Source organism: Streptomyces sp. NPDC001480, assembly GCF_042894725.1.
Taxonomy (GTDB): domain Bacteria; phylum Actinomycetota; class Actinomycetes; order Streptomycetales; family Streptomycetaceae; genus Streptomyces.
The window spans coordinates 201,875-216,994 of the sequence record NZ_JBIAVX010000011.1; the positions used below are offsets into that span (position 1 = coordinate 201,875).

Consider the following 15,120-nt stretch of genomic DNA (forward strand, 5'->3'; position numbering starts at 1 on the left):
GATCCGGTCAAATCCCCTTGCGCACATGCCAGTTCAGTTTGCCCGTGGTCCGGTCGGGAATGCGGCCAGTGGACGGCCGAAGGCATGGGGGTGGCGGAGTGTCGTACGGCGTTGCTCCCGTCGCCCCGTTCCCCTTCCGGCAGTTCATCGTCAAGATGCACGGCCGCTGCAACCTCGCCTGTCGCTACTGCTACCTGTACGAGGGGCCCGACCACTCCTGGCGCGACCGGCCCCGGGCCGCGTCCTCGGCCGTCCTGGACCGCACCGCGACCCGCATCGCCGAGCACGCGAACACACACGGACTGACGGCGCTCGCCCTCGTCCTGCACGGTGGCGAACCCCTCCTGGCCGGCGCCGGCACCCTGGCCCGCTTCACCACCCTGGTCCGCGACCGCGTCCGGCCCGGTACGGCCGTCCACCCGGTGCTCCAGACCAACGCCACCCTCCTCACCGAGCGGCGTCTCGCCGTGCTCGCCGCCGCCGGCCTGCGCGTCGGCATCAGCCTCGACGGCGGCCTGCCCGGCCACAACGCCCAGCGCGTCGACCACGCCGGACGCCCGTCCTGGACCGCCGCCTCGCGCGGCGCCCGCCTGCTGGCCGACTGCTTCCCCGGCTCGTACGCCGGCATCCTCACCGTCGTGGACCCCATGCTGGACCCGGTGGAGACCTACGAGTCACTGCTCGCCCTGCGTCCCCCGGCGCTCGACCTGCTGCTGCCGCACGGCAACTGGTCCGCCCCGCCGGCGCACCTCGGGGAGGAACGTTACGGCCGGTGGCTGTGCGCCGTGTTCGACCGCTGGTGGGACGCGGGACGGCGGGAGACCAGGGTCCGCCTCTTCGAGGCGTGCATAGCCCTGCTGCTCGGCCTGCCCGCCGCCACCGAGTCGCTGGGCCTCGCGCCGTTCGAAACGGTCGTCGTGGAGACCGACGGGTCGATCGAGCAGGTCGACTCCCTGAAGTCCTGCTACGAGGGCGCCGCCGAGACCGGTCTCGACGTCTTCCGGCACGGCTTCGACGACGTACTGCGCCACCCGGCGGTGGCGGCCCGGCAGGCGGGCGCGGACGCGCTGGCCGCCGGGTGCCGCGCCTGCCCGCTGCTCCGCGTGTGCGGCGGCGGCCAGTACGCGCACCGCTACCGGTCCGGACACGGCTTCGCCAACCCGTCCGTGTACTGCGCGGACCTGCAGCGCTTCATCCGCCACGTGGCGCGACGGCTCACCGAGGACACGGCACGCGTACCGGCCGCCTCCTCGGCCGAAGGAGGCACCCCGTGATACTTCCGCCGCTGCCCGACCACGCCCTCACCGAACTGGGCCGCACCGGAGGCAGCCACGAGACCCTCGCCCTCCTGGCCCGCGACCAGGACACCCGGCGGCTCCTCGTCCTGCGCGCGGTCCTCGACGGGACGAGCGAGGCCAGGACATGCTCGGCCGGAGCGCCGCGACGGCTGCGGGAGGACTGGGCCCTGCTGGAGGAGGCGGAGGGCGCGACGGCCAACCCCGGCGGACGGGCCGCGGCGACAGCGGGCCCCTCCGTCCGCACCGGCCTCCTGCATCCCCTGCTCGGCCCCTGGGCCCAGCGTGTGCTGCGCGGACTCGGCTCCACCGGTGCCGACGCCGCCGACCCGGGACGGCAGCGGGACCTGGCCGCCGACCTGGACCACTTCAGCGCCGTGGCCGCGGCGCTCGCCGCCCGCGCCGGCGTCCCCTTCGCCGTACGCCTCACCGCCCACGCCGGCATGCTCTTCCTGCCCTCCCTCGGCGCGCTGCGCACGGACGAGCGGGAGCCGACGCCGGTCGACGCCGTCCACCGCAGCGGCCGGCTGACGCTGCGCCGGCCGGGTGCCGCCGATGTCGTCGTCCACCTGGAGGACGGTGTCGGCGCCTGGGCCGACTCCAGGGCCTGGGCCCCGGCGTACGCCCTGCCCGGTCTGCTGCCCGACAGCCTCCCGATCCCGCTGGACGACCTGGACCCCTACCGCAGCGTGCACGGCGGGCCCCACTACTACGGACTCAGCGGCCCCGTCACCCTCGACGACACCGAACGCAAACGCTGGCTGCAAGCCTGGTCGGGCACGGCCACGGCGCTGCGGCTCGGCGGCGCGGGACGGCTCACCGAGGCGGCGGCCCTGCTGCGCTGCCTGGTGCCGCTCGCGGTGCCGCCGGGGGACTCGGCCGACGACCGCGCCCACGGCTCGTGCAGCGCCACCCGGCAGGAGGCCTTCGGGGCCGTACTCAGCAGCACCCCGCCGAACGCCATGGCCTTCGCGGCGACCCTGGTGCACGAACTGCACCACGCCAAACTGGCCGTGCTCAGCACCATGGTGACGCTGCACCACTCCAATGGCCGAGCACGGTACTTCGCTCCGTGGCGGCCCGAGCCGCGACCGTACGACGGCCTGCTCCAGGGCGCCTACGCGCACCTCGCGCTCGCGGACTACTTCCAGCACCGCGCACTCGGCGAAGGCGAGCCCGCGCGGCGCGACACGGCCTGGGGCCAGTTCGCCCGCTACCACGAGCAGGTGGCGGCCGCGCTGCCGGCGCTCGTCGGCTCGGGCGACCTGACCCCGCCCGGGCGGCGGTTCGTCGAGGTCATGGTCGACACGCACGAGCGCATGGGGGACATCGCGATCCCCCGGGCCCACGCCGTCCGGGCACGCGAGTACGTGCGGGCGGCCCGCCGGCTGTGGGTGCAGCGCCATGCGGCGGATGTGCGCCGCTCGCATGAGTGAGGCATCAGGAGCCGCGTCCACGACCTTTGCGCCCGGAGGTGGAGATCGTCGCGCCGGCGGGAAAGGATGTGCTCCACGAGCATCGGCGCAGGCGCGGTCACACGCCTTCCCGGGGCTGTGCACAGCTTCTAAAATCGCGAGCGGGAGGCCGCTGCATGTCTGGAAGTCGTAGGCCGTTCGGGTTAACCGAGAGAGGAACCGCGAAGCAGACCGTCACGATCAGCTTCGCCGGGTTCAACCGGGCCTGGGCGGCCTGGATCGGGGACCGTCTGGAGCGGCGCGGCCTGCGGGTGGTGTACCTGCGGTGGGACGCGCCTCCCGAGGTCCCGCTGGTGGAACTGCTGCGCGACCTGAGCCTGGCCGAGGGCCGCGTTCTCATCCTCATCAGCGACTGGTACTTCAAACTGGGCCCGCGCACCCACGATGAGTGGAACGTGGCGCTGCGCGAGGTCGTGGCGCCCGACCCGTCCCGCTTCGCGGCCGTCTCCGTGACCACCGCGTCGATCCCGACCGCCACCGCCGTCCTCGCGCCCGTCGACCTGGTGAACACCGGCCCGGACGAGGCCGAACGGCGCGTCGTCGAGCGGCTCGACCTGGAGTACGAACCGCTGCCCGAGCCCGCCGGCAACCGGCGCGGACTGCGCTTCCCGTCGGCCATGCCCGAGGTGTGGGGCGGCGTACCGCGCCGCAACACCCGCTTCACCGGCCGCGAGCCGCTGCTCAACGACGCCTACCACCTGCTGAACGGCAGCGAGCCCGGCGCGGGCGTGCTCACCCTCTACGGCATGTCCGGGGTGGGAAAGACACAGCTCGGCGCCGAATACGTGTACCGGTTCAGCTCCGAGTACGACGTCGTGTGGTGGATCAACGCCGAGAAACGGGTGACCTACCGCCGTCTGCTGGCCGAACTCGCCCCGAAGCTCGGCCTGTCGACCGGCGCCGAGTACGGCGAGCGGCTGCGCGCGGTGCGCGACGCGCTGCGCCGGGGCGAGCCGTCCACCCGGTGGCTGCTGGTCCTCGACGGCGCCGACGAACCCGACCAGATCTGGGACCTGGTCCCCACCGGTCCCGGACACGTGCTGATCACCTCCCGGAACCCGCAGTGGGGCGAACACAACAGCCGGCTGCTCCAGATCCCGGTCTACGCCCGCGACGAGTCGGTGGCCTTCATCCGGCGCCGCGCCCCGCGCCTGACCGAGGCCGACGCCGACCAGCTGGCCGAGGCCCTGGAGGACCTGCCGCTGCTGCTGGACCAGACGGCCGGCTGGCTCAACGACTCCGACCTCTCCGTCGAGGACTACATCGCCCTGCTGGAGGGCGGCATCGACCAGGACGTGGTCCGGGTCTCCGCCGACTTCCCCGTCGCCTTCCAGACCGCCTGGTCGATACTGCTGAACAAACTCCGCGAGACCGTCCCCGAGTCCGTCGACCTGCTGCGGCTGTGCACCTTCTTCGCGCCCGGCTTCATCCCCGTACGACTGCTTCGGGAGATGCCGCAGGACGATCTGCCCGAACAGCTCACCGGGCTGCTCGAGGACCCGCTGCTGTGGAACCGGGCGATCAACCAGCTGCGCCAGTACTCCGTGGTGCGCCTGGAGGCCCACGACCAGGGTGCCGACTCGGCCTCCTCGGGCGAGTCGCTGTACCTGCACCGCATGGTCCACCAGATCGTGCGGAGCGACATGCCGGAGGCGGACCGGCGGGAGTTCGTCGACGTCGTACGGCGCGCCCTCGCGGCGGCCGACCCCGGCCGCGCCACGGACACCCGGCTGTGGGACGCGTACGCGGAGATCGTGCCGCACCTGAAGTACGCCGACGTCCTGAACAGCAACGACCGCAGGGTGCAGACGCTGGTCCTGAACTGCCTGCGCTACATGTACTTCGCCGGCGAGTACACCTCGGGCGTCAAACTCGGCGCGCGTGCCCTGAGAGCCTGGCGGTCGTTGCTCGGCGAGTTCCACCCGAGGGTCTTCGACCTGATCTACCAGTACGCCAACCTGCTGCGCGCCACCGGCGACTACGAGCGCAGCGAGCCCCTCGAACGGGAGGCGATGGACCACCTGCGCGAGGAGCGCGGCGAACGGGACCTGGACCATCTGCGGGCCGCCAACGGCGTCGGCGCCAACCTGTGGGGACTGGGCCGCTACGAGGAGGCACTCGAGCACTACCAGTGGCTGTACCCGGCCTACCGCGACCTCCTGGGCGAGGAGGACTCCCGCACCCTCAACGCGCTGAACAACCTGGGCTTCTCCCACCGGCTGCTCGGCCACTACCAACAGGCCCTCGACATCGACAAGACGACCCTGGAGATGCGCCGCCGCCTGCTCAAGGCACGCCACCCGTGGGCGCTGTTCTCCGAGGGCTCCTACGCCACCTGCCTGAGGCTGCTGGGCCGCTACGCCGAGGCCGAGTCCGTCCAGACGAAGAACGTCCGCGAGTGCCGCCTCGTCATGGGCACGGACAACCCGCAGACGCTGCGGGCCGAGCACAACCTGGCGCTGTGCCGGCTGCGCGGCGGGGACCGGGCCGCCGCCGGGGCGATGCTGGCGCGGGTGCTGGAACGATACGAGCGCAAGGTCGGCGACCGGCACCCGGAGACCCTGGCCGCCGCCGTCAGCCAGAGCTGCTTCGCCCGCGAGCACGGCGACATCGACCAGGCCCGCGAGGCCAGCGAGTCCATCCTGGCCAGATACGGCCAACTGCTCATTGAGGGGCACCCCTTCATCGCGGGCGCACGGGCCAACCACGCCCTCATCCTGCGCAGCGTCGGCGAACGCGACCAGGCGCACGTGCTCGTCGACCAGGCGCTGGCCGACATGACCGCGGCGGTGGGCGAGAACCACCCCTACGCCCTGGGCTGCGCCATCAACGCCTCGGCCCTGCGCAACCTGGTGGGCGACACGGAGGGGGCCGCCGCGCTCAGCCGGGACACCATCACCCGGGCGACGGAGTCCCTCGGCCGCACCCATCCCCTCACCCTGTCCGCCCGGGTGGCCCACGCGGCCGACCTGCGCGGCCTGAGGGACGTCCAGCAGGCCGAGAAGGTCGAGCAGGAGGCCCTGTCCGACCTGGAGGCCACGCTCGGCAAGCAGCACATCCACACCATCTCGGCCCGCTCCCGCAACCGGCCTTACTGGGACTTCGAGCCCCAGACGACCTGACGGGAACAACCGGAAGGGCCCGGCCCCGGAGAACTTCCGGGGCCGGGCCCTTGGCGGTGGATCCGTCGGAGACCTACGCCTCGAACACCTCACGCACCAGCTGCTCCTGCTCCGCCTGGTGCCGCTTCGCGGAACCGACGGCGGGCGAGGAGGAGTGCGGGCGCGAGATCCGGCGCAGGCGCTCGCCCGGCGGGATGTCCGCGCCGACCGCCAGGTCCAGGTGGTCGATCAGGTTGAGGGCGATGAACGGCCAGGCACCCTGGTTCGCCGGCTCCTCCTGGGCCCACAGGTACTTCTCGGCGTTCGGGTACTTGGCGATCTCCGCCTGGAGCTCGGCACCCGGGAGCGGGTACAGGCGCTCGATGCGGATGATCGCCGTGTCCGTGTTGCCGCGCTTGGCGCGCTCGGCCTCGAGGTCGTAGTACAGCTTGCCGGCGCAGAAGACGACCTTGCGGACCGCGGCCGGGTCCACCGTCGTGTCACCGATGACCGGGCGGAACTGACCCGTCGTGAACTCCTCCGTCTTCGACGCGGCGGCCTTCAGGCGCAGCATCGACTTCGGGGTGAAGACCACCAGCGGCTTGTGGTGCGGGTTGTGCACCTGCCACCGCAGGAGGTGGAAGTAGTTCGACGGCAAGGTCGGCTGGGCGACCGTCATGTTGTTCTGCGCGCACAGCTGGAGGAAGCGCTCGATGCGGGCCGAGGAGTGGTCCGGGCCCTGGCCCTCGTAGCCGTGGGGGAGCAGCAGCGTCACGCCGCTCGTCTGGCCCCACTTCTGCTCGGCCGCCGAGATGTACTCGTCGACCACCGTCTGCGCGCCGTTGACGAAGTCGCCGAACTGCGCCTCCCACATCACGAGCGCGTCGGGGCGGGCCAGCGAGTAGCCGTACTCGAAGCCCATGACCGCGTACTCCGACAGGAGGGAGTTGTAGACGTTGTACCGCGCCTGCTCCTCGGCGAGGTACATCAGCGGCGTGAACTCCTCACCCGTCTCGCGGTCGATGAGGACCGCGTGGCGCTGACCGAAGGTGCCGCGCTGGGAGTCCTGGCCGGAGAGGCGGACCGGGGTGCCTTCCAGCAGGAGGGAGCCCACCGCGAGGGTCTCGCCCATGCCCCAGTCGATCGTGCCGTCCTCGACCATCGTCGCCCGGCGCTGGAGCTGCGGCAGGAGACGCGGGTGTACGTTGAAGGAGTCGGGGATGTTGACCTGGGACTCGGCGATCCGCTTCACGACCTCCGTGGAGATCGCGGTGCTCACGGCCACCGGGAAGTCCGCCTGCGGATCCGACACCGGGCCGGAGAGCGGCTGGGACGTGGCCTCGCGGACCTCCGTGAAGACCTTCTCCAGCTGGCCCTGGTAGTCCTGGAGGGCCTGCTCGGCCTCTTCCAGGGTGATGTCGCCGCGACCGATCAGGGACTCGGTGTACAGCTTGCGCACCGAGCGCTTCTTGTCGATGAGGTCGTACATCAGCGGCTGGGTGAAGGCCGGGTTGTCCGACTCGTTGTGACCGCGGCGGCGGTAGCAGATGAGGTCGATCACCACGTCCTTGTTGAACGCCTGGCGGAACTCGAAGGCGAGCCGCGCGACGCGGACGACGGCCTCGGGGTCGTCGCCGTTCACGTGGAAGATCGGGGCCTCGATCATGCGGGCCACGTCCGTCGCGTACATCGACGAGCGCGAGGACTCGGGGGCCGCGGTGAAGCCGACCTGGTTGTTGATGACGATGTGGACCGTGCCGCCGGTACGGTAGCCGCGGAGCTGCGACATGTTCAGGGTCTCGGCCACCACGCCCTGGCCCGCGAAGGCCGCGTCACCGTGCAGGGCCACCGGCAGGACCGTGAAGTCCGTGCCGCCCTTGTTGATGATGTCCTGCTTGGCGCGGGCGATGCCCTCGATGACCGGGTCGACCGTCTCCAGGTGGGACGGGTTGGCGGCCAGCGAGACCTTGATCTGCTCGCCGTCCAGGCCCGTGAAGGTGCCCTCGGCGCCCAGGTGGTACTTCACGTCGCCGGAGCCGTGCATCGACTTCGGGTCGAGGTTGCCCTCGAACTCACGGAAGATCTGCGCGTACGACTTGCCGACGATGTTGGCGAGGACGTTCAGCCGGCCGCGGTGGGCCATGCCGATGACGACCTCGTCCAGACGGGACTCGGCGGCCGAATCCAGCACCGCGTCGAGCAGCGGGATGACGGACTCGCCGCCCTCCAGGGAGAAGCGCTTCTGGCCGACGTACTTCGTCTGCAGGAAGGTCTCGAAGGCCTCCGCCGCGTTCAGCCGGCGCAGGATGCGCAGCTGTTCCTCGCGCTCCGGCTTGGAGTGCTGGCGCTCCACCCGGTCCTGGATCCACTTGCGCTGCTTGGGGTCCTGGATGTGCATGAACTCGATGCCGGTGGTGCGGCAGTACGAGTCGCGGAGCACGCCGAGGATGTCGCGCAGCTTCATCATCGACTTGCCGGCGAAGCCGCCGACGGCGAACTCGCGCTCCAGGTCCCACAGGGTGAGGCCGTGCTCGGTGATGTCCAGGTCGGGGTGCTTGCGCTGGCGGTACTCCAGCGGGTCGGTGTCGGCCATGACGTGGCCGCGGACCCGGTAGGAGTGGATCAGCTCGAAGACGCGGGCGGCCTTGGTGACGTCGTCGTCGTGGCTGGCGTCGATGTCCTTGAGCCAGCGGACCGGCTCGTAGGGGATGCGCAGCGCCTCGAAGATGTCGTCGTAGAAGCCGCTGTCGCCGAGCAGGAGGTTGGCGACGGCGCGCAGGAACTCGCCGGAGGCGGCGCCCTGGATCACCCGGTGGTCGTAGGTCGACGTGAGCGTCATGACCTTCGAGATACCGAGCTTGTTCAGGGTGTCCTGGCTGGTGCCCTGGAACTCCGCCGGGTAGTCCATGGAGCCGACGCCCATGATCACCGACTGGCCGGGCATCAGGCGCGGCACGGAGTGGACGGTGCCGAGACCGCCGGGGTTGGTCAGGGAGACCGTGACGCCGGTGAAGTCGTCCATCGTCAGCTTGTTGTCGCGGGCGCGACGGACGATGTCCTCGTAGGCCTGCCAGAACTCGAAGAAGTTCAGCGTCTCGGCCTTCTTGATGGCGGCCACGACGAGCTGGCGGTCGCCGTTGGGCTTCACCAGGTCGATGGCCAGGCCGAGGTTCACGTGCGGCGGCTTGACGAGGGTCGGCTTGCCGTCCTTCTCGCCGAACGACCAGTTCATCGACGGCATGGCCTTGATGGCCTGCACCATCGCGTAGCCGATGATGTGCGTGAAGGAGATCTTCCCGCCGCGGGCCCGCTTGAGGTGGTTGTTGATGACGATGCGGTTGTCGAACAGCAGCTTCACCGGGACCGCGCGGACCGAGGTGGCGGTCGGCAGCTCCAGCGAGGCGTTCATGTTCTTGGCGACCGCGGCGGACGGGCCGCGCAGCGTCACGAACTCCGGGCCGTCCGCGGCGGCGGGGGCCGCAGCGGCGGGCTGGGCCTTCGCCTTCGGCTGGGCGGGCGCCGCGGGCTGCGCGGGCTTCGCGGCCGGGGCGGCGGGCGCGGCCTGCGCCGGCTTGGCGGGGGCGGCGGCCTGCGCCGGCTTGGCGGGGGCGGCGGGCTGCGCGGGCGCCGGGGCGCTCGCCGCGGGCTTCGCAGCCGCGGGCGCCGGAGCGGGCGCGGCCGGGGCCGCGGGCTTGGCCGGAGTGGCAGCGGTGGGGGTCTCCGCGGCCCCCGCGGCCGCGGCGCCGGGCTTGTAATCAGCGAAGAAGTCCCACCAGGCCCGGTCTACCGAATTCGGGTCCTGGAGGTACTGCTGATAGATCTCGTCGACGAGCCACTCGTTCGGACCGAACGCGGCAGCGGGGTTCTTCCCGGCTTGGTCGTCGGTCGAGATGCTCGAGTTACTGGACTGTGGCGACACGGCGGCAACCGCCCTCTTCCGCTTCACAAGGTGATGGACAGCGGGAATAAAGGCTACGCCTCCAAGACCGTGAAGGTCAGGTCGGGCCCGTTCATCGTCGTGTAAGTCACATCGAAAAGTGTGTTTCGGGGGTTGATATGGCGGGAAACAAGCGTGGTTCACCCGCGGAAGGGATGCCTCGACCGGGGCCTGGGTACGACACGCCACAGGCCTCCCCCTGATCACACGTGTCCGTCAGCGGGGACAGCGGTGGATCATGTGGCTCCGGTTCGAACTTTACGTCAACTTGGCATGAATGGCTCTCCCGTACGGGTGATCAGCCCCCGGCAACCCCGCTCGATTCCGGCCACCGGGTTCCGGCCGCCGGGCGGATCCGCACCCGGGGGACAGCTCGGTGGGGGTGGCGGCCGGCCGGGTGGGGAGAGGGGGCGCTGGGTTCCGTGTGGGGTTTGTCGCGGTTCCGGTCGCGGGAGGTGGAGTCCGGCTCCCACCCGGGGCCGGTCGGCCGCGGGTCAGCCGTCCAGGGAGCGTTCTCCCGGGAGGGTGACCAGGATTCGGCAGCCCCGTTCGGACTCGGCCACGCCGATGCGGCCGCCGTGGAGGTCGACGGCCCAGCGGGCGATCGCCAGGCCGAGGCCTGTGCCGCCGTCGCTGCCCGGGCCGTGGGGGCGGCGTACCGCGCCCCGGTTGAAGCGCTCGAACACCCGGCGCCACTCCGACCTGGGGATTCCGGGCCCCTCGTCCAGGACCTCCAGCTCCAGCGACTCCGGCTGCGGCCCGCGCCGCGCCTTCACCGTCACCCGGCCGTGCGGCGGGCTGTGCTTGACCGCGTTGTCGATGAGGTTCGCCACGACCTGGTGGATCCGCTCCGGGTCCGCGTGCGCGGTCAGCTCCGGCGGGGACACGTCGAGGTGCAGATGGACGTCCGTACGGGTGTGGCTGCCGGAGCCGGAGGCGATGCCCGCGCGCGCGGAGGCGACCATGTTGGCCTCCTTCAGCACGCCCGAGAGATACGGCCACACCTCGAAGCGCCGCATGCGCAGCGGTACGACGCCGTTGTCCAGCCGGGACAGGTCCAGCAGGGTCTCCACCAGCCGCCCGAGCCGCTCGGTCTGCTTCAGGGCCGTCCGCATGGTCTCCGGGTCGGCCTCCGCGATGCCGTCGACGACGTTCTCCAGCACCGCCCGCAGTCCCGCGATCGGGGTGCGCAGCTCGTGCGAGACGTTCGCCACCAGCTCCTTGCGCTGGAGGTCCTGCGCCTCCAGCTCGTCGGCCATGACGTTGATCGTCTGGGCCAGGTCGCCCAGCTCGTCCCGGCGGCTCTCGCTCACCCGGCGCGTGTAGTCGCCGTGCGAGATGGACCGGGCCACCGTGTTCATCTCGTCCAGCGGCGCGGTGAGCGAATGCGCCACGAACTGCGTTATCAGCAGTGTGGCGATCATCGAGAAGACCGTGATGAAGCGGAGCTCCGTCTTGGTGTGCACCGCGATCATCGACAGCCCGGTCGTGATCAGCACCGAGATGACGACCAGCGCACCCAGCTTGGTCTTGATCGAGAACGGGCGTACGCCGCCCCAGGGATCCCCGGGGCTCCTCCGTGCGGCCGGCCCGTCGCTCATGGCGTCGGGGTCTCCAGGGCGTAGCCCACGCCGTGCACGGTACGGATCCGCTCGGCCCCGATCTTCCGGCGCAACGCCTTGATGTGGCTGTCGACGGTCCGGGTGCCGGAGGCGTCCGCCCAGTCCCAGACCTCGGCCAGCAGCTGCTCCCGGGAGAGCACCGCACGCGGGGTGTTCGCCAGGCAGACCAGCAGGTCGAACTCGGTCGGCGTCAGATGGACGTCCTCGGAGCGCACCCGCACGCGCCGCTGCGCGTGGTCGATCTCCAGCTCGCCCAGGCGCAGGATGCCCGAGCGCGGGGTGGACGCGGCGATCGCCGCCCGCTCCACCCGGCGCAGCAGCACGTGCACCCGTGCGGCCAGCTCCCGCATCGAGAACGGCTTGGTCATGTAGTCGTCGGCGCCGACGCCCAGCCCGACCAGCATGTCGGTCTCGTCGTCGCGCGCGGTCAGCATCAGCACCGGCACCGGACGGGCGGCCTGCACACGGCGGCAGACCTCCAGACCGTCGAAGCCGGGCAGCATGATGTCGAGGATCAGCAGATCGGGCTGCCAGGCCTCGGCGGTGTCGACGGCGGCCGGGCCGTCGCCGGCGGTTTGCACCAGGAATCCCTCGGCGCGCAGTCGGGCCGCGATGGCGTCGACGATCGTCGGGTCGTCCTCGACGACGAGAACCCGGCGCTGTGCGCCCTGGGTGGCCGCAGCCGCGCCGTTGTGGGAGGTGTGTGTCTGCTCCATCGCCCGCCCCTGAGTGTGCTTTCCGGAACCAGTGGGGTGGTTCCTCGGTCTGCGCATGGTTGCGATTGACGCTTGAATGATCCGCGTCAGGGAAGCACATTACGGGGAGCGGCGTCGCATTTGCTATCCAGGGCGTACGGCGAGGTGCACGGCGTCCGGAACGCCCCGGGCAACGGGGATCTCTTCGGTACGCACCTGACGGAACCCGGCATTCCGCAAGGTACCTTCAAATTCCGGGGAGGGCCGCGCAGACCACACCGCGAGCACCCCGCCGGGTCTCAAAGCCCTTGCACAGCCCGCCAGTCCGACCGACGAGTAGAGCCCCTCGTTGTCCTCCGTGACAGTCCAGCCGGGGCCGTTGTCGATGTCCAGGCACAGGGCGTCGTACGTGGCGGATGTCTCACCGAGGTGCTCCAGGAGATCGCCTTCCACGATCCGGGTGCGCGGATCGGCCAGGGCGGCGGCGGAGAGCGCGGACAGCGGGCCGCCGAGATGCCAGTCGACGACGGCCCGCTCGCGTTCCACCACGGTGATCCGGCCCCAGCGCGGATCGGCCGCCGCGTGCGCGAGCGAGAAACCGACGCCCAGCCCGCCGATCAGCAGGTCCGGCTCCGGCCGGCCGTCCAGCGCGCCGTACGCGGCGTCCACGAGCAGCCGCTCCGAACGGCCGTCGGAGGTGTCCATCAGGAAGCAGCCGTTGGCGATGATCTGGAGCAAGTCGCCGTGCCTGCGCAGGACCACCTCGCCGTACGGGCCCTCGCGACGGTCCAGGACCACGGGAATGTCGTAGGTGGCTGCCATGGCGCCATCCTGCCCCAACGGGGCTTGGCGGGCAGGCGAATTACGGGTGACCCGCGGGGCGCCGGCCGAGGGCGGCCCGACCGTGCGGACGCAGGAGGAGGATGAGAGGTTCCTGTGAATCCGGTCTCGCGTGGTGTCGGTCATAGACAGCGACAGGTGGGGCGCGAAAGGTGGGGCGGAACGGAAGGAGCGCCCACCTTGGAACCGACCGCGAGTGCCGCGTCGCCGGCCTCGTTCCCGCCCCTCTCCGAGGACGGCCGTCCGTCCGTCGAACTGCTGGACGGCGTGCCGCGCCAGCGTGGCCCGGCGACGGTGAGCGGCCCCGCTGCGGTCGCGGTCGCGCGCCCGGCCCCCGCCCCGGTCCCCGCCTTCCGCCCCTGGCGCCTGCTCCCCACCCCCACCGGAACGCCGTTCACCGTCGGCTACGCGGCCGTGCTCGCCCTGACCTCGCTGTTCACCGAGTACGCCGACCCGTCCCTCGTCCACGCCCTCCACCAGGCCTCCAGCACGGACGTCGCGCATCTGCTGCGCTCGCCCGTACTGGTACTGCTGGCGAGCGCGCTGTGGATCGCCGGCGGGCTCCTTTCGCCGTACGCGCTCGCCTTCGTGCTCGTGCTGACCGCGCTGGAGCGGCGCATAGGGGGGCCGCGCGCGGCCGGGATCTTCCTGCTCGGGCACGTACTGGCGACCCTCGCCACCGAAGTGCCCGTCGGCCTCGCCGTCCTCGCCGGGCACCTGCCGCACAGCTCCCTGCACCGGCTGGACTACGGGATCAGCTTCGGCGTGGCGGCCGGCGTCGGCTCACTGGCCGGCCTGCTCACCCCGTGGCTGCGCTGGCCGCTGCTAGCCCTGGCCGGCTGGATCATCGTCCAGGACCTGATCGCCTTCACCGACCCGATGACCAACTGGGGCCACCTGATCTCCCTGGCCATAGGCGTCACCACCTGGCCCCTGGTCAGACACTGGCAGCGGACCCGCACCGCCTGACGGACGAGCGGCCCCATCGCCAGGGCACGCGCGCGTGGGCGTACTTCGGCCCAGCCCATGCACCGGCCCCCGAGCCGCCGTGAATCCACCGGAAGTTTCAGCGGGCTCCCTGTGAACTCCCTTGCGGTGGTGTAGCGATGACCTACTGCCCGGCTTCGGGGCCCCTGACGTCCCGGCGCCCCCGAATGTCCCCGCCCACGCCCGCCAACCTTCCTGGGCCGCACGGTCTCCCAGCCCGCCGGCCCAGGTGACCCCTAGGCCTGCCCCTCCGGCGACCACACGTACGGCGTGGTCGTCGTCACCGCGTGGAAGCCCAGGCGGCGCAGGATAGGGGCGCTGTCGGCGGAGGCGTCGACGTTGAGGTATCCGACGCCGCGCGCGGCGGCGAGGGCGGCGCGGGTGGCGACCATGGCGCGGTAGATGCCCTTGCCGCGCCACTCGGCGAGCGTGGACCCGCCCAGCAGGCCGGCGAACTCGGTACCGGGGCGGAAGAGCAGCCAGGCCGCGCAGACGATCTCGCCGCCGGCCTCGGCGACGTGCACGGAGATGTTGTCGGGGGCGACCGAGATCCGCCCGATCAGGTGCTCGGCGAGCCAGCTCATGTCCTGGCCCCAGACGGCCGTCTGGAGGGCGGCGATCCGGTGCATGTCCGCGTCGGCGGTGACCCGGCGCAGCGTGACGCCGTCGGGAAGCGCGGGCTGCCGGACGGTCAGTTCCGCCACGGGCGCCACCAGTACCGTCTCCTGCTCCTCGGGCACGAACCCCGCCGCGCGCAGCCGGTCGGTCAGGTCGGCGGGCGCGTCGTGGCCGCGGACCTTCCACTCCACCGCCTCCCCGCGCGCCGCGAAGAAGTCCCGCTGCCGGGCGATCAGCTCGTCCAGCTCCCGCCCGCGCAGGCCCAGGTCGCGCGGCGCGTTGAGGAAGCCGCGGAAATCGCCGACGACCCGCAGCAGCCCGCCTTCGTACTCGTGCGTGATCCCGGGCGGCGGGGCGGGCGGGACGGCGCGTATCTGAGCGTCGTAGGCGGCGAGCAGGGCCGCGGTGTCGGTCGTCACCGGGGGCACGGTACGGGGAATGCCGGGGCGGGCGGCAAGTGCTTTTCAGAGTGGCGTCCCGCCGTCTTCCGATGATCGCTCACAGCGAACACCCCTTGGGGAACAATCGAAGACTCACAAGCATTGAGTCG

The 15,120-nt window shown here is 71.5% G+C and carries 9 protein-coding genes; 4 read left to right on the plus strand and 5 right to left on the minus strand.

All coding sequences use genetic code 11. From position 1 onward, the window contains the following. The first annotated feature begins 59 nt into the window (after nt 1-59). The 3 genes from ACFY01_RS27580 to fxsT all read left to right on the plus strand — a co-directional run bounded on the left by ACFY01_RS27580 (nt 60) and on the right by fxsT (nt 5,892). Nucleotides 60-1,274 (plus strand): FxsB family cyclophane-forming radical SAM/SPASM peptide maturase, encoded by a 1,215-nt coding sequence (locus ACFY01_RS27580; protein ID WP_390738421.1) that lies wholly within the window; start codon nt 60-62, stop codon nt 1,272-1,274. Next, nucleotides 1,274-2,731: an aKG-HExxH-type peptide beta-hydroxylase gene (locus ACFY01_RS27585; protein ID WP_390738572.1), complete on the plus strand. Its 1,458-nt coding sequence runs from the start codon at nt 1,274-1,276 to the stop codon at nt 2,729-2,731. The genes ACFY01_RS27580 and ACFY01_RS27585 overlap by 1 nt, the downstream gene beginning before the upstream one ends. 155 nt (nt 2,732-2,886) lie before the next feature. Next, nucleotides 2,887-5,892 carry an FxSxx-COOH system tetratricopeptide repeat protein gene (gene fxsT, locus ACFY01_RS27590; protein ID WP_390738422.1) on the plus strand — a complete coding sequence of 1,002 codons (3,006 nt, stop codon included), beginning with the start codon at nt 2,887-2,889 and terminating at the stop codon, nt 5,890-5,892. 73 nt (nt 5,893-5,965) lie between these two features. Here fxsT and ACFY01_RS27595 read toward each other — a convergent pair whose 3' ends face one another. The 4 genes from ACFY01_RS27595 to ACFY01_RS27610 all read right to left on the minus strand — a co-directional run bounded on the left by ACFY01_RS27595 (nt 5,966) and on the right by ACFY01_RS27610 (nt 12,947). Next, on the minus strand, nt 5,966-9,790 hold the full coding sequence (locus ACFY01_RS27595; protein WP_390738423.1) for a multifunctional oxoglutarate decarboxylase/oxoglutarate dehydrogenase thiamine pyrophosphate-binding subunit/dihydrolipoyllysine-residue succinyltransferase subunit: 3,825 nt from the start codon (nt 9,788-9,790) through the stop codon (nt 5,966-5,968). 512 nt (nt 9,791-10,302) lie between these two features. Further along, a complete protein-coding gene (locus tag ACFY01_RS27600; protein WP_390738424.1) occupies nt 10,303-11,409 on the minus strand; it encodes an ATP-binding protein in 1,107 nt (368 codons plus the stop codon). After that, nucleotides 11,406-12,146, minus strand: coding sequence for a response regulator transcription factor (locus tag ACFY01_RS27605; RefSeq protein WP_361809921.1), 741 nt, complete (start codon nt 12,144-12,146; stop codon nt 11,406-11,408). Before ACFY01_RS27605 ends, ACFY01_RS27600 begins: the two co-directional genes overlap by 4 nt. Before the next feature lie 123 nt (nt 12,147-12,269). After that, entirely contained in the window at nt 12,270-12,947 is a 678-nt protein-coding gene (locus ACFY01_RS27610) for a spermidine synthase (protein WP_390738425.1), read from the minus strand. Between the two features lie 198 nt (nt 12,948-13,145). Here ACFY01_RS27610 and ACFY01_RS27615 point away from each other — a divergent pair, with 198 nt between their 5' ends. Further along, complete coding sequence (locus ACFY01_RS27615; RefSeq protein WP_390738426.1) at nt 13,146-13,934, plus strand: rhomboid-like protein; 789 nt, start codon at nt 13,146-13,148, stop codon at nt 13,932-13,934. Between the two features lie 254 nt (nt 13,935-14,188). Here the strand turns inward: ACFY01_RS27615 and ACFY01_RS27620 are convergent, their stop codons facing one another. Further along, nucleotides 14,189-14,989: a GNAT family N-acetyltransferase gene (locus ACFY01_RS27620; RefSeq protein ID WP_390738427.1), complete on the minus strand. Its 801-nt coding sequence runs from the start codon at nt 14,987-14,989 to the stop codon at nt 14,189-14,191. Nucleotides 14,990-15,120 lie beyond the last annotated feature (131 nt).

Excerpts from the sequence above, each read along its gene's own strand:
- fxsT (WP_390738422.1), top strand. The coding sequence starts at position 2,887 with ATGTCTGGAAGTCGTAGGCCGTTCGGGTTAACCGAGAGAGGAACCGCG.
- ACFY01_RS27600 (WP_390738424.1), bottom strand. The coding sequence starts at position 11,409 with ATGAGCGACGGGCCGGCCGCACGGAGGAGCCCCGGGGATCCCTGGGGC.
- ACFY01_RS27605 (WP_361809921.1), bottom strand. The coding sequence starts at position 12,146 with ATGGAGCAGACACACACCTCCCACAACGGCGCGGCTGCGGCCACCCAG.
- ACFY01_RS27580 (WP_390738421.1), top strand. The coding sequence starts at position 60 with ATGCGGCCAGTGGACGGCCGAAGGCATGGGGGTGGCGGAGTGTCGTAC.
- ACFY01_RS27610 (WP_390738425.1), bottom strand. The coding sequence starts at position 12,947 with ATGGCAGCCACCTACGACATTCCCGTGGTCCTGGACCGTCGCGAGGGC.